General features: G+C 36.8%; 16 protein-coding genes. 9 read left to right on the forward strand and 7 right to left on the reverse strand.

What is annotated here, in order from left to right; translation table 11 throughout:
* Positions 1-357: 357 nt before the first annotated feature.
* Together NZD88_RS02870 and NZD88_RS02875 are read right to left on the reverse strand one after the other, a co-directional pair.
* Positions 358-939: a hypothetical protein gene (locus tag NZD88_RS02870; protein WP_259827280.1), complete on the reverse strand. Its 582-nt coding sequence runs from the start codon at positions 937-939 to the stop codon at positions 358-360.
* A 245-nt stretch (positions 940-1,184) separates the two neighbouring features.
* Positions 1,185-2,054 carry an ATP-grasp domain-containing protein gene (locus NZD88_RS02875; RefSeq protein WP_259827282.1) on the reverse strand — a complete coding sequence of 290 codons (870 nt, stop codon included), beginning with the start codon at positions 2,052-2,054 and terminating at the stop codon, positions 1,185-1,187.
* A gap of 455 nt (positions 2,055-2,509) precedes the next feature.
* Between NZD88_RS02875 and NZD88_RS02880 the strand changes: the two genes are divergently transcribed.
* The 4 genes from NZD88_RS02880 to NZD88_RS02895 all read left to right on the forward strand — a co-directional run bounded on the left by NZD88_RS02880 (position 2,510) and on the right by NZD88_RS02895 (position 6,539).
* Positions 2,510-2,875: a BlaI/MecI/CopY family transcriptional regulator gene (locus NZD88_RS02880; RefSeq protein ID WP_259827283.1), complete on the forward strand. Its 366-nt coding sequence runs from the start codon at positions 2,510-2,512 to the stop codon at positions 2,873-2,875.
* A gap of 6 nt (positions 2,876-2,881) precedes the next feature.
* Complete coding sequence (locus NZD88_RS02885) at positions 2,882-4,906, forward strand: M56 family metallopeptidase (RefSeq protein ID WP_259827285.1); 2,025 nt, start codon at positions 2,882-2,884, stop codon at positions 4,904-4,906.
* 70 nt (positions 4,907-4,976) lie between these two features.
* Positions 4,977-5,885, forward strand: coding sequence for a GLPGLI family protein (locus tag NZD88_RS02890; RefSeq protein WP_259827286.1), 909 nt, complete (start codon positions 4,977-4,979; stop codon positions 5,883-5,885).
* 96 nt (positions 5,886-5,981) lie between these two features.
* Positions 5,982-6,539, forward strand: a complete 558-nt coding sequence (locus tag NZD88_RS02895; RefSeq protein ID WP_259827288.1) for a sugar O-acetyltransferase — start codon at positions 5,982-5,984, stop codon at positions 6,537-6,539.
* A 95-nt stretch (positions 6,540-6,634) separates the two neighbouring features.
* Here the strand turns inward: NZD88_RS02895 and fsa are convergent, their stop codons facing one another.
* Positions 6,635-7,288 carry a fructose-6-phosphate aldolase gene (fsa, locus tag NZD88_RS02900; RefSeq protein WP_259827289.1) on the reverse strand — a complete coding sequence of 218 codons (654 nt, stop codon included), beginning with the start codon at positions 7,286-7,288 and terminating at the stop codon, positions 6,635-6,637.
* A 233-nt stretch (positions 7,289-7,521) separates the two neighbouring features.
* Between fsa and NZD88_RS02905 the strand changes: the two genes are divergently transcribed.
* The gene (locus NZD88_RS02905) at positions 7,522-8,016 is read left to right on the forward strand and encodes a YdeI/OmpD-associated family protein (RefSeq protein WP_259827291.1); all 495 of its coding nucleotides are present in this window, start codon (positions 7,522-7,524) and stop codon (positions 8,014-8,016) included.
* 63 nt (positions 8,017-8,079) lie between these two features.
* Here NZD88_RS02905 and NZD88_RS02910 read toward each other — a convergent pair whose 3' ends face one another.
* Positions 8,080-8,634 carry a tetratricopeptide repeat protein gene (locus NZD88_RS02910; RefSeq protein WP_259827293.1) on the reverse strand — a complete coding sequence of 185 codons (555 nt, stop codon included), beginning with the start codon at positions 8,632-8,634 and terminating at the stop codon, positions 8,080-8,082.
* A gap of 192 nt (positions 8,635-8,826) precedes the next feature.
* Between NZD88_RS02910 and pepE the strand changes: the two genes are divergently transcribed.
* The 4 genes from pepE (at position 8,827) to blaIND (ending at position 13,214) form a co-directional block, all read left to right on the forward strand.
* Positions 8,827-9,519, forward strand: a complete 693-nt coding sequence (gene pepE / locus NZD88_RS02915) for a dipeptidase PepE (RefSeq protein WP_259827295.1) — start codon at positions 8,827-8,829, stop codon at positions 9,517-9,519.
* A gap of 168 nt (positions 9,520-9,687) precedes the next feature.
* On the forward strand, positions 9,688-11,058 hold the full coding sequence (gene dacB / locus NZD88_RS02920) for a D-alanyl-D-alanine carboxypeptidase/D-alanyl-D-alanine endopeptidase (RefSeq protein WP_259827297.1): 1,371 nt from the start codon (positions 9,688-9,690) through the stop codon (positions 11,056-11,058).
* An 8-nt stretch (positions 11,059-11,066) separates the two neighbouring features.
* The gene (locus NZD88_RS02925; RefSeq protein WP_259827299.1) at positions 11,067-12,221 is read left to right on the forward strand and encodes a sensor histidine kinase; all 1,155 of its coding nucleotides are present in this window, start codon (positions 11,067-11,069) and stop codon (positions 12,219-12,221) included.
* A gap of 273 nt (positions 12,222-12,494) precedes the next feature.
* Positions 12,495-13,214 carry an IND family subclass B1 metallo-beta-lactamase gene (gene blaIND / locus NZD88_RS02930; protein WP_259827301.1) on the forward strand — a complete coding sequence of 240 codons (720 nt, stop codon included), beginning with the start codon at positions 12,495-12,497 and terminating at the stop codon, positions 13,212-13,214.
* Between the two features lie 69 nt (positions 13,215-13,283).
* Here blaIND and NZD88_RS02935 read toward each other — a convergent pair whose 3' ends face one another.
* From NZD88_RS02935 to NZD88_RS02945, 3 genes are all read right to left on the reverse strand, one after another.
* A complete protein-coding gene (locus NZD88_RS02935; protein WP_259827303.1) occupies positions 13,284-15,140 on the reverse strand; it encodes a M61 family metallopeptidase in 1,857 nt (618 codons plus the stop codon).
* Positions 15,141-15,331: 191 nt separating this feature from the next.
* A complete protein-coding gene (locus NZD88_RS02940; protein WP_259827305.1) occupies positions 15,332-16,963 on the reverse strand; it encodes a M1 family metallopeptidase in 1,632 nt (543 codons plus the stop codon).
* A 171-nt stretch (positions 16,964-17,134) separates the two neighbouring features.
* On the reverse strand, positions 17,135-20,104 hold the full coding sequence (locus NZD88_RS02945; protein ID WP_259827307.1) for a reprolysin-like metallopeptidase: 2,970 nt from the start codon (positions 20,102-20,104) through the stop codon (positions 17,135-17,137).
* Positions 20,105-20,557 lie beyond the last annotated feature (453 nt).

Consider the following 20,557-nt stretch of genomic DNA (forward strand, 5'->3'; position numbering starts at 1 on the left):
GTTTAATGATCTCCGCCTCATTTTCTACTTTTTCCGGAATGTTTTATGATTAATTTATACGGCTTTCCCGGCGGAGATCGTTTTCTAAATCACCCTTTAAAAGATTTTTCATCAGGATATCAATGATGAGTATGTTATATATTCTAACGAAAAAGAGAGCTGCATCTGAGGTTCTCTTTTTTTTGCTTAAAAACAAATTATAACGGTTTTTAGATTAAGTGGATATGTTTTTCCATACCTCCTGATCCTACTATTTCCAGGACTAAGATAGCACGGAATATCAAAAATGACGAATCATCTGTAAAATAAAAATCCCACTTTCAAAAGCGGGATTCATTATAGTTTGTAGGATTAATATTAATGAGCTAACTGACCGAAAGGAGTCAACTTGTTATCATCAGACATTGTTTGTTCTAAAAAGTCTTTCTTTTGGTTTCCTTTCATTCTTCCTGCTGCTTCATGAGCATTGAAATAAGCTTCACTTAATTTTGTAGTAATATCAATCGGTTTGAAGTCAAATTTTGTATCCCCTTCCACACCTAAGTATCCGTTCTTTCTCGTAAGGTTTGAGATATAATTATTGTAGTTAAGGAATGTATTTCTCAGGTATTGCGTATGGTATTCCATGCATTTTTTAGCTTTTTTAGAAGAATTGTTCAGAATACAGTTCTTCATATTATTTCTGTAAAGGAACCACTCGGACTCCAGAATGCCATATTCTTTCCCTAAAGCAACTTTTCCGTTGGTAACGATATTGTTGTCACCTTCTTTATCAGCGATAGCCTGAAGATGCTTGATCACTAGGGGAACCGTATTTTCAATCTTTGTTTTGGTTTCCTTTAAGATACTGAGATCTGCAGCCGGAGAATTTTTCTTTTGAGCTGTAGTCACGTTAAAAATAAGCAGTAATAGTACAATCAGTAAATTATATCTTTTCATGAGAAATTTTTAAAGCACTAAAATAAATATATTTTCTCAGTTTAAACAACATCATTTTAATTTTATTTAATAAATTTTAACAAATCTATAATATTATTTGTCCATCATTGTATAAATGGTGATGAGAAGGTCTTTATTAATACAATTTTTAAACTAAATTCCTTAACTATAATGAACAATTAATGATCAGATCTATTGATGACAGTATGCTGTTTTTAAACCGACTTCAGAATCAACCCAGCAGCTTACGAAATTAAAACCATTAATGCCTTGTAATAGTTTTCCAATAAATTTTTATCATTATTTAGGAATAAATAGGGTTCTATTAATTCCAGTTCCATCAATTCAAATGAATTATTTATGAGTACACCATCCACTCTTGCATAAAGCGTTGACTGTGGCAGACTCTTTAGGTATTGTCCTGCCTGTTCAATATGGAGAGGGTTGGGTGTTGGATAACTGATTGTTCCGCCGTGATAATGTTGCACTCTGAAATCGTCCTTTTTAGGAGTCTTTAATGAACAGTGACTGTATTGGCCATTGAAGAACAGGAACGACCATTCCCCGTTTTTGATTTCTTCTACAAAAGGCTGAACAATATAATCTTCCGCTTTTAAGAGTTCTCCGATTTCTTCTGTACGTTCTTTTAGATTGTTTTTATTAACGGTTAAGGTATTTTGAGCGCCTGCACTTACACAAGGTTTCACAACCAGTTGATCGGTACCGAATAAGTCAAAGAACCGATCGTCAAAGGCAGAACCTTTATCAAGGTACTCGGAGGCAATGACAGGGAGCCCGTTTTGGGCAATGTCTTTCAGGTATTTTTTATTACTGTTCCATTGGATGATTTCCACCGGGTTGAGTACTTTGATATTTAATTTTTCCAGTTTATTAAGCCAATTCAAAAACTCTGGTAAGTGGTTATGATAATCCCAGGGAGATTTAATGATGGCTACATTGAAACTATTCCAGTCTACATGGTCATCATTCCAGATGACGGAAACCACATTCAAACCTTTATCTGTCAAAAAGTTTAAAACGTCTGCATCTTCATCGTTGGTAACACCCTGTGCAAACTTCTCCTGCTTTTTGTAACCTACTATTGCGATTTTCATTCTTCTATTTTTTTATATTTAATTGTATTAAGCTGATTTCTTTATTCCCGCGACTCAAAATCCGTATTTACTTTTGATATCAAGCTTCATCTGATACAAATTTCAGCAAACCCGACAAGTGTACGCAGATACAGTTTAGATTATTTAGACAGATACAGTTATTTCAAATTAAAGAATATGGTTACTGGATGTTTTTCTAACAAGTTGTAAAGATTACCAGCAGAATATGAATTTTTTCTGTCAATTAAACAGGGATGAGTAGAGGATATTAAAAATTTAACATACTTTGATAAAATTTATTTATTTGATTTTCAATGAGTTATATTTATTTATGTTTTATCACTATAAAATTAGTTGTTGGGTTCAGATTTATTTCTACATTTGTATAACTAATTTGTTAGTGATACAGGATTCTAGTAAAAGAGCAGGTCACTATAATGAAAAATGAAACGGGTATGAAAATTCAGAATTTAACAAAAGCAGAAGAACAGGTAATGCAGTATTTATGGAAACTTGAAAAAGGATTCCTGAAAGACGTTCTGGATCTTTTTCCGGAACCGAAACCCCATACGAATACCGTTTCTACTATTTTAAAAGTATTGAAGGACAAAGAATTCGTAGACTACAATGTATACGGAAGACAGCACGAGTATTTCCCTCTGGTAACCAAAGAACAGTATTCGGGGAAAACAATGAAAAGTCTGGTGAAAAATTATTTTAAAGGTTCTTATAAAAGTGCCGTTTCGTTTCTTGTGGAAAAAAATGAAATGACCGTAGAAGACCTTGAAATGCTTCTGAACGAACTCAAAAATAAAAACTAACGGATCATGGAAACTCTACTTCTGTACTTCGGAAAAGTAATTATAAGCTCTGGTGTAATGTTTTTGTATTATCAGTTGTCTTTAAAAGATAAGACATTCCATCATTATAACAGGTTTTATCTCCTGGGTGCGATGGTGATATCGCTGCTGCTTCCCCTGATCAGGGTAGATGATTTTACAATAGAAGTGAATAGTGACCTCTATATGCTTCTAGATAAAATACAAAATTTTAATACAGAAAAAAACATAGACAATGGCCACATTTATTTTAGAATTATTTTTTCAGCTTTGGGACTGGTTTCTCTCTATTTTTTAGGGAAGTTGATTGTAGGAATCTTTAAGATCCAACGGCTTAAAAAACAGTTTCAGAAAGAAAGTTTTGACGGGATCAACTTTTACCGTACAGACTTGACCGAAGCCCCTTTTTCATACTTTAAAAATCTTTTCTGGAAGAATACCATCACATTGAATTCTGATGTGGGAGAACAGATTTTAAAACATGAAATGGTCCACATTGAGCAGAAGCACTCATTCGATAAGATATTTATTGAAATTATTACTTCTGTTTTCTGGTTCAATCCATTTTTTCATATCATTAAAAAAGAGATCAGCCTGATCCACGAATACCTGGCGGATAAAAAAGCCGTCAAACAATCGGACACCAAAGCATTTGCGCAGATGCTTTTAGCAAGCCACTTTTCCGGAACACAGTTGCCTGCCACCAGTCCGTTTTTAAGTTCAAATCTAAAAAAGCGACTCAAAATGTTACAAAAACCACAAACCAAATTCGGATATGCGCGAAGAATTTTTGCATTACCGGTTTTATTTTCAGTAGCCTTTGCCTATATGGTGAATGCCAAGAACAACGAAATTAAAGAAACTAATATAGCGATTGAGGAAGCCGTTTCTCAGATCAAAAAAGACACCGTAAGACCTGAGAAAATTGAGCAGAAAGAAGCTATAGAGCCTAAATTTTTCAAAAATTCATCCAGTGAAAAGAAAATTACAGATCTTGGAAAGAAGATTGAAGAAAAAAGTAAAGTGTTAAAAACGCTGAAGCCTGACAGCAAAGAATTTCAGCGGAACCTTGAAGAGATTGGTGACCTTTCCGAAGAATTAGGAAAAGTTACAAATTCTGATGATTTTAAAATGGCTTTCGCTTTTTCTACATCAGAAGCCAAAAGAGTGAATGACTTTTTCAAATCAGACGAATGGAAAAATAAAACTAAAGCCCTTGAAGACCTTGGTGTGGAAATGCCGGACTTATCCAATCTGAATATCGACTTTCCTGAAGGCCCACCAGCCCCACCTACGCCACCCAACGCTCATGGTGTAAGAGTGTTCCGATTCAATGATGGCGTTTACCAAAACTGGAGCCCTGAAACTGAAAAAGAGACCCGAAAAGCAATGAAAGAAGGAAAGGCAGCCAGAAAAAAAGCTGAAAAGGCCAGAGCTGAAGCGATGAAACTAGGCGAAAAAGCTAGAATAATGGGTGAAGAAGCAAGAATAGCCGGAGAAAAAGCCCGGATTGAAGGCATGAAAGCAGGACAGATTGGAAGATTTCAAGGCGAAGCTGCAAGAGTAGCCGGAGAGAAAGCTCGAATTGAAGCGATGAAAGCAGGTGAGATTGGAAGAATGGCCGGGGAACAAGCTCGGGTAGCTGGTGAAAAAGCAAGAATAGCTGGTGAAAAAATTAGATTGGAAGTCGTGAAAAAGTTTTCGGAAGGTACTAAAGGAAACGTTTATTTTTACAGAAGCACAAATACGGATAAATCAGGTTCATTAAACAGAACCATGGAGCTGGAGGCAGATTATATTAAGAAAGATGCGAATGGAATCATTGCCATGAATGGCGTGAAAAAATTTAAGTTGAACAGTTCGGATAATACAAAAATTTTTATAAACGGAAAAGAAGTCAGCAAAGGAGAACTTGATGCGCTGAACCCTGAAAATATTGGAAGCGTTACCATCAATAAAGAAGGTGGAGCTAATATCGGACAAGGAGAAATAAGAATTCAGACAAAGAAATAAAGTACCATTAAGCTTTGTCAATTTATAATGGGCAAAGCTTTTTTAATTAGAGGTAAAAATTACATAAATTATGAAAAGAAATTATTTTATTTTATTAGCATTTCTAAGTGTGTTTGCCAATGCACAGACCAACAGATTCTTTTATGAGTACAAGTTTATTCCGGATTCTAACAATAAAGAAGAGGTGAAAAAGGAAATGATGCTCCTGGATATTAATAAAAAGGGATCGGCTTACTATAGCCACGATAAATTTGTTGCTGATTCTACTTCCAAAGCAGAGTTGGAAAAACAAATAAACTCCGGCAGCGGAAGCATCAGTGTGAACAGAAGAGACAGGCCGGGACAGGTATCTTATAAGGTAACTAAAGATTATCCGGATTTTAAGACGTATCTTTTTACAAGTGTCAGCACAGATAAATATAAAATAAAGGAAGATAAAAAACCGGAATGGAAAATTCTTCCGGATAAACAGAAGATTGGGGAGTACAATACCCAAAAAGCAGTAACAAGCTACGGTGGAAGAGAATGGACGGCATGGTTTTCATCAGATATCCCTTTTCAGGATGGCCCGTATAAATTCTATGGCCTTCCGGGACTGATTGTGAAAATAGAAGACGGAACAGGTTCACATACCATGACTCTGGTAGGAAATAAAACGATACAGAGTCCCTCAGAAGAAAAAGAAACCCAGCTTCCGGACAATGTAAGAATATTGGGAATGGGCGGAAAAGAGTTGGAGATCACGAAAGACCAGTACAAAAAAGTGTGGAAAGCCTATGTGAACGATCCTACCAAAAATATGAGGGAAATGATGATGAAAAATGGAGGAGATTCAAATACCAAAGTGGCATTTAAAATGAAAACGGCAGACGGGAAAGAGCTTTCAGACCCTAATCAGGTATTTAAAGAAATGGAAAAGAGAACGAAAGAAACACTGCTGAAAAACAACAACCCGATTGAACCGGATATGACGAAGTAGAAGACATACATTTTTAATAGGGAGCAGGATGGTTATTAATGACTATCCTGTTTTTCTTTTTATTGTCTTAATTTTAAAGCTTTAATTCTAAATATAATGACAGAAAAGGAAAAATGTGCTGCAGGACTTTTATACGACGCCAATTATGACAAGGAGCTTATGAATGAACGGCTCACCTGTAAAGATCTCTGCCTGGAATACAACCAGCTGAAAAATTCTGATACCCCAAATAGGGACAAGCTGATTAAAAAGATCATCGGAAAGACAAAGGAAAATATCTGTATAGAACCATCTTTCTGGTGTGATTACGGTTATAATATTGAAACGGGCGAGAACTTTTACGCCAATCATAATTTGACAATTTTAGACTGTGCAAAAGTGAAATTTGGGGATCATGTTTTCATCGGACCCAATTGCAGTTTTTACACCGCCGGACACCCGCTGGATGCCAAACAGAGAAATGAAGGTCTAGAATATGCCCACCCCATTACCGTAGGAGATAACGTTTGGCTGGGAGGAAATGTAGTGGTCCTGCCCGGAGTTTCCATTGGAAATAATGCCGTGATAGGCGCAGGAAGTGTTGTTACCAAAGACATTCCTGAGAATAGTGTTGCTGTGGGGAACCCCTGTAAGGTTATTAAAAATATTGAATAAATAAAACAACAATATCAAATTGGATATCTTTCAATAAAACGAAAATCCCGAAACGAAAGTTTCGGGATTTTTATATTTAAAATAGCTGTTGATGATTAAGCTAATTTCTGAGAATCTGCAATAAACTGAGCCAGTCCGCTGTCTGTTAAAGGATGCTTTAATAAGCTCAAGATCGGAGGAAGTGGAGAAGTGATCACATCTGCCCCGATTTTAGCACAGTCGATGATGTGCATAGAATGACGGATAGATGCCGCTAAGATCTCCGTGTCATACATATAGTTATCGAAAATTAATCTGATCTCCTGAATAAGACCCAGTCCGTCTGTTGAGATGTCATCTAATCTTCCCAAGAAAGGAGAAACATAACTAGCCCCTGCTTTAGCTGCTAAAAGCGCCTGTCCTGCAGAGAAAATAAGAGTACAGTTCGTTTTGATCCCTTTATCAGAGAAATATTTTAATGCTTTGATCCCGTCTTTGATCATTGGGATCTTTACTACGATATTCGGGTGGATTGCTGCCAATTCTTCACCTTCTTTGATCATTTCTTCGTAGGTAGTGGAAAGTACTTCAGCAGAAATATCTCCGTCTACAAGCTCACAAATCGTTTTGTAATGATTCTTGATCGCCTCATTCCCTTGAATTCCTTCTTTTGCCATTAATGAAGGGTTAGTGGTTACACCATCTAAAATTCCAAGGTCTCTTGCTTCTTTAATCTGTTCTAAATTAGCTGTGTCAATAAAAAATTTCATTTTGTTCGATAGATTTATTCCTGCAAAGATAACGATTCCCTTTGTGAGTGGAAAATTTTAATTTTAGTTAGAAGTTAGAAGTTAGAAGTTAGAAGTTAGAAGTTAGAAGTTAGAAGTTAGAAGTGGGAAGGAAGATGGAGTAGTTAGTTATATAAATCAACAGATAATTTATAAATTTGCCTAACACTTAACACTTAACACTTAACACCTAACACCTAACAATTGTATTAACAATGAAAACCAACAGTTTTACAGCCCTACTTGAAATTATTGGAATTAATCCATTTGTTTTCGTGCCTGAAGAGATTTTAAGTGAAATTTTCACGGCAGCAGGGAAGGATAAAAGCCCTATTCCTGTTAAGGGAACGGTGAACGGGAAAGAATTCAAACAAAATTTAATGAAATATTTAGGAGAATGGCGATTGTATATCAACCTGATGATGCTGAAAAATTCTCCCAAAAGAATAGGGGAAACCATTGAAATTTCAATAGAGTATGATGATTCGGATAGAAGTATTTCCATTCATCCCAAACTGGATCAGGCCATTAAAGCGAGTCCTGTTGCAATGAAGAATTTTGAAAACCTGATCCCCTCCAGAAGGCATGAACTGGTACGGTATATCAATAACCTGAAAACAGATGCCAGTATAGAAAGAAATGTTGAAAAGATCATCCGTCATCTTCAGGGTGAAACCGATTTTTTTGGTAAAAGAATTAATGAAAAATAGATTATTAAGATCAATAGATAAAAATAAAATCCGGAAAATTTTTTCCGGATTTTATTTTCTTTATTATGAATTTAAAGCTTTACTTAATTTTACAGCGTCCTGATTGGTAGGGTCGTACTGTATAGATTTGGCGATGTGTTCTTTTGCTTTAGCAGGATCACTTTGCTGTTCTGCGAAGGCAACATAGAAATACGCATAAGCCAGATTTTTTTTATTTTGCTCCACCTCTTCAGGTTTTACAGTAGCAATATACTTTTCATAAGCAAGTTTTGCATTGGCATCATCTTTAGCAGATTGGTAGGCATAGGCCTGACTGTAATAAGATGGAGCCCAGTCCGGTAATAAAGCAGATATTTTTTTCCAGGTATCTACAGCATTGGTCCAGTCTGATGCTTCCTGATAGGCGGCTGCCAGTTTTGCTAATGATTCTGTATCTTTTGGATTGGTTTCAATTTGTTTTTTAAGAGCGTCGATTGTTGGGTTACTTCCTGCCTGAGCTGTAGCAGCTGTAGTATTTGCGGTATCTGTTTGAGTTGTTTGAGCACTAACAAAACCTACACTTCCTACAAGTATCAACCCTGCAAAAAGGTTTTTGATATTAATTTTAGTCATTTTCATAATCTTACATTTTTAAAATTCTATAGATTGAAGTTCAATTATAATTCCACAAAAGTTCAAATTTTAGAAGCTTTAAGTTTTTTTAGAAAATATTAACGGATATATGTTTTTTTTTAGCTTAATTTTTGATTCGTTGATCTTTGAGTTTATCTTTGTCGCTCAACTATTTTTTAAACCATATAATTTCCTTGTATGAATATCATATTAGCCTCAACATCCACTATTTTCGGTGGAGAATATCTGGAATACCTAAGAGAAGAATTAATACAGCTCTATAAAGGAATTGATGAAATCATCTTCGTTCCTTTCGCCAGACCAGGAGGAATTTCCCATAACGATTACACAGCGAAGGCCCGTTCTTTTTTTGAAACCATCCATATTAAAGTGAAAGGTCTTCATGAATTTGAAAACAAAACAGAAGCTTTACATACTGCCAAAGGATACTTTACAGGCGGTGGAAATACATTTTTACTGGTAAAAACTTTACATGAAGAAGGCTTGATGGCTGTACTTAAAGAGAATGTTGAAACCGGAAAAGCTTATTTGGGATGCAGCGCCGGAAGCAATATCGGAGGTCAGAATATGAAAACGACGAACGATATGCCTATCGTGTATCCACCAAGCTTCGAATGTATGGGACTTGTGCCGTTCAATCTCAACCCGCATTACCTTGATCCAAACCCTGATTTGAAACACAACGGGGAAACCAGAGAAACCAGGATCAAAGAATTCCTTACTCAGAATGATACGAAAGTAATTGGTCTTCGTGAAGGAAACTGGATCAGAAGAATTGGAAATACAATTACCGTGGAAGGTAGCGAGCTAACCAGAATCTTTGAAAAAGACAAAGAACCTTACGAAATAGAGGCTGGAAGTGCTGTTTAGATCACTGAAACAAGCTCTTATTTTTACTATATTTGATCAGGCAATTGAATAACGGATGCTTCACCTATGATCAGTATGATGGTGCAAAAGAGCATTCAGATATCAGAAGTGTCATGCTGAGCGGAATCGAAGCCTATTGGTGAAGTTTAGATCTATAAAAACATGTCAATGAAAAAAACACTTGCAGTTCTTGTCCTGTCGGTTCAGATATTATCTGCCCAGAACATGGCGCAGAAGCTGGATAAAGCAACCAAAGATCTTATGGATTCTTCGGGCGCTGTTTCATCCGGTTTATCGTTTTATGTTGCCGATGAAAACGGGACATTTATATACGAATATCAGGGAAATAAAGGTCTTTCAACAGCGTCTACCCAGAAAATATTCACTGCAGGAGCAGCGCTTGAAACTCTGGGAAAAGAATATACGTTTAAAACAAAAGCGGGTTATTCCGGAAATATATCTTCAGGAGTTCTGAATGGAGATCTGATCATCACTTCAAATGGTGATCCCACCTTGGGAAGTTGGCGTTACGAGGACTATAAGCCGGAAAGTTTCAAGAAGAAATTCATTGAAGCCCTTAAAAACTCGGGAATTACTAAGATTTCAGGGAATCTGGTGATCGATGATTCTTATTTTGACCATCAGACCATTCCGGGAGGATGGCCGTGGGATGATCTGGGGAATTATTACGGAGCGGGAGCCTGGGGAATTAACTGGAGAGAAAATCAGTTTGACATCAATATCAATGGAACCGAGTTTAAAGGCTTTTCCTATCCGATTGACAATATAAAATGGCTGAATGACTTGAAAACAGGAGGTAATTCTGACCAGAGCCTTATTTTTACGGCTCCGTATTCTGATGTAGCTTTAATTAACGGGACACTTCCTGCTGGAAAAACAGTGACGGTTTCCGGTGCTTTGCCCAATCCGCCGCTTCAGCTTGGAACCGAAGCTGAGCAATGGCTTAAAGAATCAGGGATTGAAATCTCAGGAAAAGCAATCACCAGTTCACAACTTGAATTGGAAGGAAAGCAGGTGCCGGGAGCTCCGAAAAATGTAATTCTTACGTATCAGTCGCCAACTTTGGATAAAATTATCTATTGGTTTCTAAGGAAAAGTGTCAATCTTTATGGAGAAACTTTAATTAAAACCCTAGGAAAAGAAAAGAAAGGAAATTCCAGTTTTAAAAGTGGAGTCGCTTATTTGAAAGATTTCTGGAAATCAAAAGGAATCAACCCGAATATGATCAATTTTGCTGATGGAAGCGGACTTTCTCCTCAAAATTATGTAGCTGCCAAAGCAGAAGTTCAGGCCTTATTGTACGCGAAAAAGCAAGGCTGGTTTGATGCTTATTATGATGGTTTTCCCGTTCAGGATAACGGAATGAAGATGAAAAGCGGAACCATGAGGGATACCAAATCTTTTGCAGGATACCACACGGCCAAAGATGGAAAAAAATATGTATTTTCAATTATCATTAATAACTATCAGGGAAGTGGAAGTACAGAACTGCAGAAAATTCTGAATGTCTTAAAATAAAAACAGCTTTGAGGAAATCCATACTTTCCAGACTGAATAACTGGATCATATTTTTACTGATGACTTTGGTGGTTGTCACTATTGTGGTGGCATCAACTATCCTGATCAATTTTCTCCGTAAGGAAGAGATTAAAAGAGTAGACATTTTGGTGAGTGCTTTGAAATTTCAACAGGAAGTCACTACACCCAGTCTTGAAATCCAGGCATTGGTCCTTCAGATTTACAGTTCCAATACAACGATCCCGGTGATTATTTTAGATAAGGAGGATCGTCCGATTGAACATAAAAATATTCCCCAGGAAATTGAAAATGATTCAGAAAAAATTGTCGAACTGGCTAAAAAGATGGGAAAGAATTATCCTCCTATTGAATTAAAGTTCTCTAACAGGAACAATCAGTTTGTGTATTATGATAACTCAAAGTTGCTGAATGATTTGCGGTATTCACCTTTTATATTAGGATTTTTTATTTTATGCTATTTCCTGTTTTCATTCTGGTTTCTGAGAACCATCAAGAAAACAGATGAAGGGTATCTCTGGGCCGGACTGGCCAAAGAAACAGCCCATCAGATCGGAACGCCCCTGTCTTCTATGATTGGATGGATGGAGATCATGAAACTGGAAACCCCGGAATCTGAAGGTGTTTACGAGATTGAAAAAGATATAGAAAGGTTGAGAACCATTTCTGAACGTTTTTCAAAAATAGGATCCATTCCTGAACTGAATGATCTGAATTTCAATGAGACGATTGTACAGAATTATGATTATTTAAAAACCAGGATCTCAAAGAAAATAGATTTCAGTCTGCATCTCCCAACATATGCCGTTCTAGTTCCCCACAATAAGATCCTGATGAGCTGGGTAATCGAAAACTTAGTGAAAAATGCAGTGGATGCGATGAAAGGAGAGGGAACATTGCAAATGTCTGTTTTTGAAAGAAATAAAAATCTTTTGATAGAAGTAAAAGATTCCGGAAGCGGAATGACGAAACAGCAGGCAAGAAATGCTTTTAAACCTGGTTATTCCACGAAAAAAAGAGGATGGGGGCTTGGGCTTTCCCTGGCGAGAAGAGTGATTCACGAATACCACAACGGCGATATTAAAATTTCCCAGACAGAAGTGGGAAAAGGAACAACATTCAGAATAACGATCAGGAAAACTTAAGATTAGTTTGTTTAAACTTGTATTTCAAATTCTTTACTCTTACCATACAAATCCTGTTTTTTACAGGATACAATAGAAAAGCTACTTAAACGATTGGTTCTATTAAAAATAGTTAAATCTGTTTAATTTATATCAGTTTACACAAATTATAAATACCTTTGTCCTTCTTCCAAGCCGGAAAATATTCCAATTTTTTATATTATTAATCTATACTTAAGTAATCTTTGCTTAAGTAATTTCTGCTTAAGATTATCAATCAAATATTATGTAATAATGAGAAAAAGTATCAAAGTTTTAGTTATGTTGTTTTTATTCTTAATTAATTTTTTTAGCGCACAAGTAAGGGATTTTGTCATTGAGCCTCCTCTTGGTAAGAACCTGTATCTATACAAAACATTTGGTGTTTTTGATGGCAGAGAATATTCAACGAATGCTCTTTACCTGATTACAAAGAAAGGGGTTGTGCTGTTTGATGTTCCATGGCAGAAATCCCAATATCAAAGCCTTATGGACACCATAAAAAAGCGACATGATTTACCTGTAATTGCAGTATTTGCAACGCATTCACATTCCGACCGTGCCGGAGATCTGAGCTTTTACAACAATAAAGGAATTAGTACCTACGCAACTTCTAAAACCAATGAATTATTGAAAAAGGAAGGGAAAGCCGTTTCAAATAAAATAATAAAAGTTGGAAAGAAATATAAAATAGGAGGGGAAGAGTTTACGGTAGACTTCCTTGGTGAAGGCCATACCGTAGATAATGTGGTCGTATGGTTTCCTAAATATAATGTATTAGATGGCGGATGTTTAGTCAAAAGTATGAATGCCACAGATCTTGGCTATACAGGAGAGGCTAATGTCAAAGAATGGCCATTGACAATGAAAAAGCTTAAAGCTAAATACCCGGCCAATGCCAAAGTAATTCCGGGCCATGACGAATGGAAAGGGAACGATCATGTGAAACACACACTTGAGCTTTTAAATCATTAAATCAGAAGGCAAAAAAAATAAAAAGCGGAGAAAATTTTCTCCGCTTTTTTAGTACCTATTAATTTTTCATTATTTCTTCCCAGTCAGCCACTGATTCTGCAGTTTCTGTTCTGCCGGGGTTGGGTTTGTTTTATACTGCAGACTTTCAATCGTCATTTTATCCAAAACAGCTTTTCCCTTAAGGTCTATTTTATCTGTTTTGTCGCCATTTTTTCTAAGAATGGTAACCGTAACATTTTGACCTTCCTTGATTGATTTAGCATAGCCGATAAACTCCTGCATATTCTGAACATTGATTGTTTTTCCGTCCAGAGCAGCAATTTCGTCAGTGATTTTAAATCCTATACTTTTTGCAAAAGGTGATAAGGCAGAGCTTTCATCAAATACAAAAGTGTTATTCTTATCGTTATAACCAGTCTGATTTGGATCTTTGATGAACCAGAAAAGAGGAGGTGTATCTTTCTTCTTCGCTTCTACGCCTACCATATTCAGGTATTCGGCATAAGGTGTCGGTTGGTTTCCTGCAATATATTTGTTATAGAAATCCTTTACCTGAGGATATCCCGTTACTGTTACCAGTTCATCAATCAGTTTGTCATCTTTGAAAGGTTTATTTTCTCCGAATCTCTGAGACAGTTTTCTGATCATATCACGGTAGCCCATTTCGCCGTTAGACAGCTTTCTCAGCTCAATATCCAGACACATGGTCAGCAATGTCCCTTTTTCATAAACATTTCTGTACTGATCTTTGTATTCGTCTTTCAGGATGTTCTTACTCATCACTGTAAACGGCATTGTATCATCGTAATTCTTTGAATTGGTTATCTTTTCAGTGATTCTTTGAAGGAATTCATCTTTATTGATCAAACCTTCCTGGATCTGGAAAAGATTCGCAAAATATTCTGTTCCACCCTCATACATCCAAAGGTGTTGAGACATTTTAGGGTCTGCATAGTCAAAATAATGGATCTCTTCAGAATGTGTTTTCAAAGGATTCACCGTGTGGAAAAATTCGTGAGAAACCACGTCTGTAATTGTTTTGTCAATGGCTTCTTTAGGCATCATTTCAGGAAGCACTACACTTGTTGATTCATGATGTTCTAAGGCTCCGAAACCTTTAATTTGCGGTCCGTCACCTCCTGAAAGGTAAAGCATGATCGCATATTTTTTATTGGTATTCATATCGCCAAGAAATTTCTTCTGGGCCAATACCATTTTTTCAAGATTGTCTTTAAAATCTGCAGCTTTGTACTTTCCGGTTGGAGAATAAACGCCCAATACCAGATCCATTCCTCCGGCATTGAAGGTGATATAATCCGGTTTGGTGTACATCAGTGGAGAATCTGTTACTTTCGCATAATTAGCGAGTGTAAAAGTATCTGTAGCATCAGATTTATCCTGATCTACCAAAGCTGTTGTGCCATAGAAGCCTGCTGGTTTCTGAATGATCAGCTGATACGGAACATCCTGCATATTGTCAATATATCCAATGAAACCGTGGGTATTCACCATATATACTTTTCCTTGCTCGATATCAGTTCCTGACGGAGAAAATACAGCTTTATGTTTTGAATTGTCTATTTCATCATCAAAACTGTCATTAACCAGATAGGTAACTTTGGTTAAATCCTTAGCGTTTTTTAATGAATACGTATTTTCATTGACTTTCGTATACGTTAGTTCTCTCCCTTTATTATCATAAAACTTGATTCCTTCCACAAATCTTCCGTAGTCATCTACAGAATAAGTACCGGGAACCGTTTTGGGAAAATGAAATTTAATGTCTCCGGATTTCATTTTCGGAAACTCCATAGTAACGGCTACCTTGTCGTCTTTTACGTTCACAAGATCAATCGTTGTCTTTATAGATTGGGCATTCGCTAAAAAAGCGGCGAAAAGACCCAAGCTGATTGCTGTTTTTCTCATTAGGTTTAAATTTTATAGTTAAATAGTAGTTTTTTTGAACAATTTGTTACGGATAAGAGTATTAAACTTTTCTTAAAGTTTTCAAGGAAATAGTATTGATTTCATGATAGCTCAATTTGAAAAGCAATTTTTCGGGCTTTACAGGAAAATAAAAAAGGCAAATCCGTTACATACGGATTTGCCTTTTAGCTTTATTGAACTTCTTTATAATGAATATAGTAGTTTTTATTAAACTCTACCGGACTGTTCTTTTTAAGTTTTACAGTCTGCCAGCTTTCTGTAGGATTGATGGTTTGATTTCCGTCAATGATGATGGGAAGCTTAAGATCTTTAATACTATCCATATATCGGAATTTTAAAGATTCTCCATTCTGAGTATACTCAAGAGTAGGGATCTTTACTGTTCTTAAATATTGATTGAATATACTGGACAGATCAATTCCTGATTTTGACGACATATAATCTTCAATCTGTTTCGTAGTAACCGTCTGATGATAAAAGTCTTTGTTCAGTCCTCTTAAAATCTGTCTGAATTTTTCATCATTATTGATGATCTGTCTTATCGTGTGAAGCATGCTGGCTCCTTTTGGGTACATATCGCCACTGCCTTCATTTCTTACTCCATATTTTCCGATGATAGGAACATCATTGTCAATGTTTCTACGAATTCCTATTGCGTAATGGTCAGCAGACTTTTTATCCATGTATTTTTCTGTGAAAAGCACTTCAGAATACATCGTAAAGCTCTCATGGATCCACATATCTGCCTGATCTTTGGCTGTAATATTGTTGGCAAACCATTCATGGCCGCTTTCATGAATAATAATATAATCCCAGTTAAGGCCTACACCCGTTCCCGAAAGGTCTGAACCACGGTAACCGTTCACGTAGCCATTTCCATAAGCAACATTACTTTGGTGTTCCATTCCCAGATAAGGAGAATCTACCAGTTTATATGAATCTTCATAGAAAGGGTAAGGTCCGAACCAGTATTCAAATGCAGAAAGCATTGGTTTTACCTGCTGAAACTGTTTCTTGGCTTTTTCCAGATTATAGTCTATGACCCAGTAATCCAGGTCCAGTTTTCCCTTTTCCCCGTTGAAGGTATCTTTGAAATTGACGTATTTACCAATATTCGGAATAATAGAGTAGGCGTTAATCGCATTTTTCACTTCCCAGGTATAAGCTGTTTTACCGCCTTCCGTCTTTTTATCGGTCAGTTTTCCGTTTCCTACCCCTACAAGGTCATTCGGAGTAATGATTTTCATGATGACTCCATTCTCCGGTTCATCGCTCCAGATATCTTTTGTCGGCAACCAGATTGATGCTCCGATTCCTTCATCGGCAACACTCATCCACGGATTTCCTTTTTCATCTTTAGTGAAAACCCATCCTCCGTCCCAGGGTGCATTTTTAGCGATTACTGGCTTTCCGGAATACGTTACATTCAGAGTATATTTTTCTCCTTTTTTGAACTTCTTCTTTGCAGTGACAAAGATAAAATCACCATCCTGCTTATAGGTGGCAATTGGAAAGTCACCTTCAACCTTATCTGCCTTCATAGGCTTTTGCAGGTCGATCTGGAAAACAGGATCCGTAATGTCTTTTGTAATTTCAAAGCTGATCTTGTTATACCCTTTAATGCTTTTCTGATTAAAATCAGGTTCTACTGAAAGATCATATTTTTTGACATCCCAAAAGTTTCTGAATGAGGTATCAGAGCCTTTTAAAGTATCCTGTTTGGTAAAAACCTTATCTTTTTCAAAGAACTGCCCGAAGACCAGCCCCGAAGCGAATAAAAGTGTATATGTCAGTTTTTTCATTTAAAATCAAATTAAATTCTTTCAAAAATAGAAAAATTAATGGCACCATGGAGTGTTCCGTGAAAAAAATATAAAACTGATGTGTTCATCAGTAGAAGAGAAATCGCGATTATCCAATAGAATAAAAAAGCCCGGTAAAAACCGGGCTGTGATTGTATAAAAATAAAAGGATTATTTCTTAATAAATTTCAGTTTTGAAACTGTTCCTTTATCTTCAATAGTAATGACATATACTCCTGTACTTAGTTTTGACACAGGGATTTTCTGACCAGCAACAGTACCGTTCATTACAGCCTGTCCAGCCATATTGAAAATACTGAACTGTGCTTTAGAAGAAATGTTGGTTACATTCAGTACATCATAAGCTGGATTAGGGTAAATCTGCACCGTTGTATTGTCTTTTACTACGTCACTGGTACCTAATGCCTGAGGAAGAATTTTTACCGCATAATCTTCAACTTCTCCATATTGGAAGTTAGAACATCCGCTGGTTGGCTGGTCTTCATAGGTTAATACCACTCTCATCGTTGTATTGGCAGTTCCTGCATAAGCATCTGCCGGTACAGTGAATGTTGCTGAAACAGGTGTAACAGCATTTGGAGCGCTGGTATGGATGATTTCAGAATCGGAGAAATTTCCATCTCTGTTAAAGTCGATCCATGCAGTAACGCCTTCGTTGTACGTAGCAGATGTCCATCCTTTAGTAATGCTTACTGTATTACCGGAAGCTCCCTGTGTAAGGGTGATTAGTTTTGAAGGATCTGTAGTATAACTTGTATACGGTGAACCTACACTGGTATTTGACATAGCAGTTCCTCCGGAAGGAGTTACCGTAACATTTGAAATAAATTCATCTCCCGCATTTGCGGTATTGTTTGTACACAATGTATAACCTAGCGTTGTGAAATTACTTGGTGTAGAGAATGTTCCTGTTGTAGATCCACAAATATTAGCGATCTGATATTCATACTGGGTACTGTTGTCAAGTCCGGATACGAAAGAAGAGTTAGCGTTAATGGTAGCTGAAGTCCATGTAGGGGCACCTACCTTTCTGTATCTTATTGTATACTGTCCGCCCTGAAGCGCTGCCCAGTTAATATTGGCAGAAGACATGGTGATTCCTGAAACAGTGATTCCTGTAGGTTCTGCCGTAGAGCAGGCTCCTGCACTTGCACTTACCGTAGCACTTCCGATAGCATAGAATACATTACCGATAGCACTTACTCTGATCTTCACATTGGCACCTGTTGTAAGAGAAGAGAACATAAACGGTTCCGCTCCGTCATTAGGAGTAGATGGAGTGACAACTGTCCACGTTGCTCCGTTATCTGTCGTGTAATCAATTTTAACATTCTGTACCTTATAAGTATTGTTGTTGGTGTTGACAACATCCCACGTAATAGCTCCAGGTGTATTATTATAGACAGTCGTTGAAGTTACTTTGAATGGTCCTTCGTTTCCTATTTCAAGATCCATCCTTCCGCTTTGTGTCTGTTGTTTGGTGATATCAGGATTGTTATCTCTTACCGTTACTTTGAATCTCATTCCTCTAGGAACAGTAGAAACCGTTTCCCAACCTGCAATATTTGAAACAGAACCATTAAGAACTGTAGAAAGAAGAGGGAAATATCTCGTAGGAGATACCGTAGGCATCAGAGATCTGAAATTCGCTCCGTTTGTACGGGTGGCACTTACAGGTCCAAAAGTAGAGGCCGCAAGATCATATTGTTCCCATGTGTAGGTCATAGGATCATTTTGTGCGTCAGCAGCAGAAGCCGTTAATACAAACGCTGTTCCTTTTGGTACTGTTTTACTGGCAAGAGGCTGAATGGTAGGAGGCGTATTATTGGTAATGGTAGTCGTTGTTCCACATTCCTGAGAATCCACATAAGCCTGTACTTCCTCAATATTTTTGATATGGAAATAAGCATCGGAATTCATCTGAACATTGGCACCGGCAACTATACCGGCATAGCCCATAATAGTTGAGCCGGATCCAGGTTCCATGTGGGCACCGTGTAAAGCAACAGACATTGTATGGTTGCCTCCAAATTGGTGTCCGATTTCATGAGCTACAAAATCTATATCATAAGTATCTCCAAAAGGCTGGTCTACGATAAAAGGAGAAGTAATTCCTGCTCCTTTTGAAGTTGCATCATTATTATTTGCAGGATTTCTACATACATTTCCAACATCTCCTGCACTTCCACCGCCACCTCTGTGTCCGAAGAAATGCCCGATATCATAACCTGTATTTCCTATGGCTGCAGTGATTGTCTGCTGAACCTGCAGATTCCATGCGCCAGGTGCACTATAAGTACCATTTGTATTTTGAATTACATTAGAATATGGGTCAGTTGCAGCATTTGTGAAAATCAGCTGGGGAAGATCAAGAACATTCATATGGATGCCGAAATCTTTTTCGAATACCCCATTTACTCTCGTCATTGTAGCATTAATACGGGTTGCTGCACCAGCAACACCTCCTGCTAACTGCGTATATTCTGCATTTACAGAGATCGCTAATCTGTAAGTTCTGTATTTTTGGTCGTTATTTTTATGAGTCCCACCAAGGCCGTTTAGAACATTCTTAGATTGTAATAATTTGGACATTTCCTTTTTTGAATGTTCAGGCTCAGATGTTTTACATTCAAATGGATTTCCGCCTTGTGGTTTATTGGATTTTAAAAATACACCGTATACATCCTTTTCTTTATTGATAGGTTCAATAAACTCATATTTTCCGGTAACTGCGTCAAAAATCATTGACTGGAAATCATTTGGAGCTGTACTGAATCTGATTTGTCTATGAGGATTATCTACGCTAACCCCTGAATAAGCTCCCAGTTCATATCGGTCTGCCATAGATTTTTCCACTACTGGCGAACTGTAAACAGAAAATCTTTCAATTTTTCCATCTGTTGTAGGTAAAGAAATGATGACAGGGGCGCGACCTTGTCCTGCTTCAGGAGCATCTCTTAAAAGACCTCTCAAAGAGTTTAAATCTACCTTATAGGCATACAATACATTGACTTCCTTCCTTATAGGAGCCACTTTTTGGGATACTGGTTCCCAGTTTTGTGCCTGCAGGCCTATAAAGCTTGAAGCCAAAGCGCACACAAGAATAATTCTCTTTTTCATAATATTATTTATTTCGCGAAAGCAAATATAAAATAAATAAACCTTAATACAATCCTTAATTTGTTATTAAATAACAAATTATATTATAATATTAGGTGAGAGAGAATAGTGTTTTTGAACTTTAATGTGATTTTTTAGTATTTTTTATGGATTGCGATTTTTCTAAATGAAATTATTGTTTGAATCTTATAAGGATGCATTCATGGATATAGCTAAGTTCATCGTATCCAATAAACTAAAAAATTGAAATAACAGGGAGAGATAAATTTGAGTGGATCCTGTTACTCTTAACAAAACCTGAAAGAAATAAATGCCTTTATCATAAAGAGTAATTTCTTACTTCACGTTTCTAGAGACTGATTTTGACTGAACTGCATAGCAAGCTTTACACCCTAAAAAGTATAGAAAGATCAGACTGTAGGGTCTTTACATTTTACGGATGGGCAAATCGAT

This window comes from Chryseobacterium pyrolae, assembly GCF_025153485.1.
In the GTDB taxonomy this organism is placed as follows: domain Bacteria; phylum Bacteroidota; class Bacteroidia; order Flavobacteriales; family Weeksellaceae; genus Chryseobacterium; species Chryseobacterium antibioticum.

What these genes read in the sequence shown, in the direction of transcription:
- dacB (WP_259827297.1), top strand. Translation starts at nt 9,688, where the DNA reads ATGAAAAAAACACTTGCAGTTCTTGTCCTGTCGGTTCAGATATTATCT.
- NZD88_RS02945 (WP_259827307.1), bottom strand. Translation starts at nt 20,104, where the DNA reads ATGAAAAAGAGAATTATTCTTGTGTGCGCTTTGGCTTCAAGCTTTATA.
- NZD88_RS02870 (WP_259827280.1), bottom strand. Translation starts at nt 939, where the DNA reads ATGAAAAGATATAATTTACTGATTGTACTATTACTGCTTATTTTTAAC.
- fsa (WP_259827289.1), bottom strand. Translation starts at nt 7,288, where the DNA reads ATGAAATTTTTTATTGACACAGCTAATTTAGAACAGATTAAAGAAGCA.
- NZD88_RS02905 (WP_259827291.1), top strand. Translation starts at nt 7,522, where the DNA reads ATGAAAACCAACAGTTTTACAGCCCTACTTGAAATTATTGGAATTAAT.
- pepE (WP_259827295.1), top strand. Translation starts at nt 8,827, where the DNA reads ATGAATATCATATTAGCCTCAACATCCACTATTTTCGGTGGAGAATAT.
- blaIND (WP_259827301.1), top strand. Translation starts at nt 12,495, where the DNA reads ATGAGAAAAAGTATCAAAGTTTTAGTTATGTTGTTTTTATTCTTAATT.
- NZD88_RS02895 (WP_259827288.1), top strand. Translation starts at nt 5,982, where the DNA reads ATGACAGAAAAGGAAAAATGTGCTGCAGGACTTTTATACGACGCCAAT.
- NZD88_RS02935 (WP_259827303.1), bottom strand. Translation starts at nt 15,140, where the DNA reads ATGAGAAAAACAGCAATCAGCTTGGGTCTTTTCGCCGCTTTTTTAGCG.
- NZD88_RS02940 (WP_259827305.1), bottom strand. Translation starts at nt 16,963, where the DNA reads ATGAAAAAACTGACATATACACTTTTATTCGCTTCGGGGCTGGTCTTC.
- NZD88_RS02875 (WP_259827282.1), bottom strand. Translation starts at nt 2,054, where the DNA reads ATGAAAATCGCAATAGTAGGTTACAAAAAGCAGGAGAAGTTTGCACAG.
- NZD88_RS02910 (WP_259827293.1), bottom strand. Translation starts at nt 8,634, where the DNA reads ATGAAAATGACTAAAATTAATATCAAAAACCTTTTTGCAGGGTTGATA.
- NZD88_RS02890 (WP_259827286.1), top strand. Translation starts at nt 4,977, where the DNA reads ATGAAAAGAAATTATTTTATTTTATTAGCATTTCTAAGTGTGTTTGCC.
- NZD88_RS02880 (WP_259827283.1), top strand. Translation starts at nt 2,510, where the DNA reads ATGAAAATTCAGAATTTAACAAAAGCAGAAGAACAGGTAATGCAGTAT.
- NZD88_RS02885 (WP_259827285.1), top strand. Translation starts at nt 2,882, where the DNA reads ATGGAAACTCTACTTCTGTACTTCGGAAAAGTAATTATAAGCTCTGGT.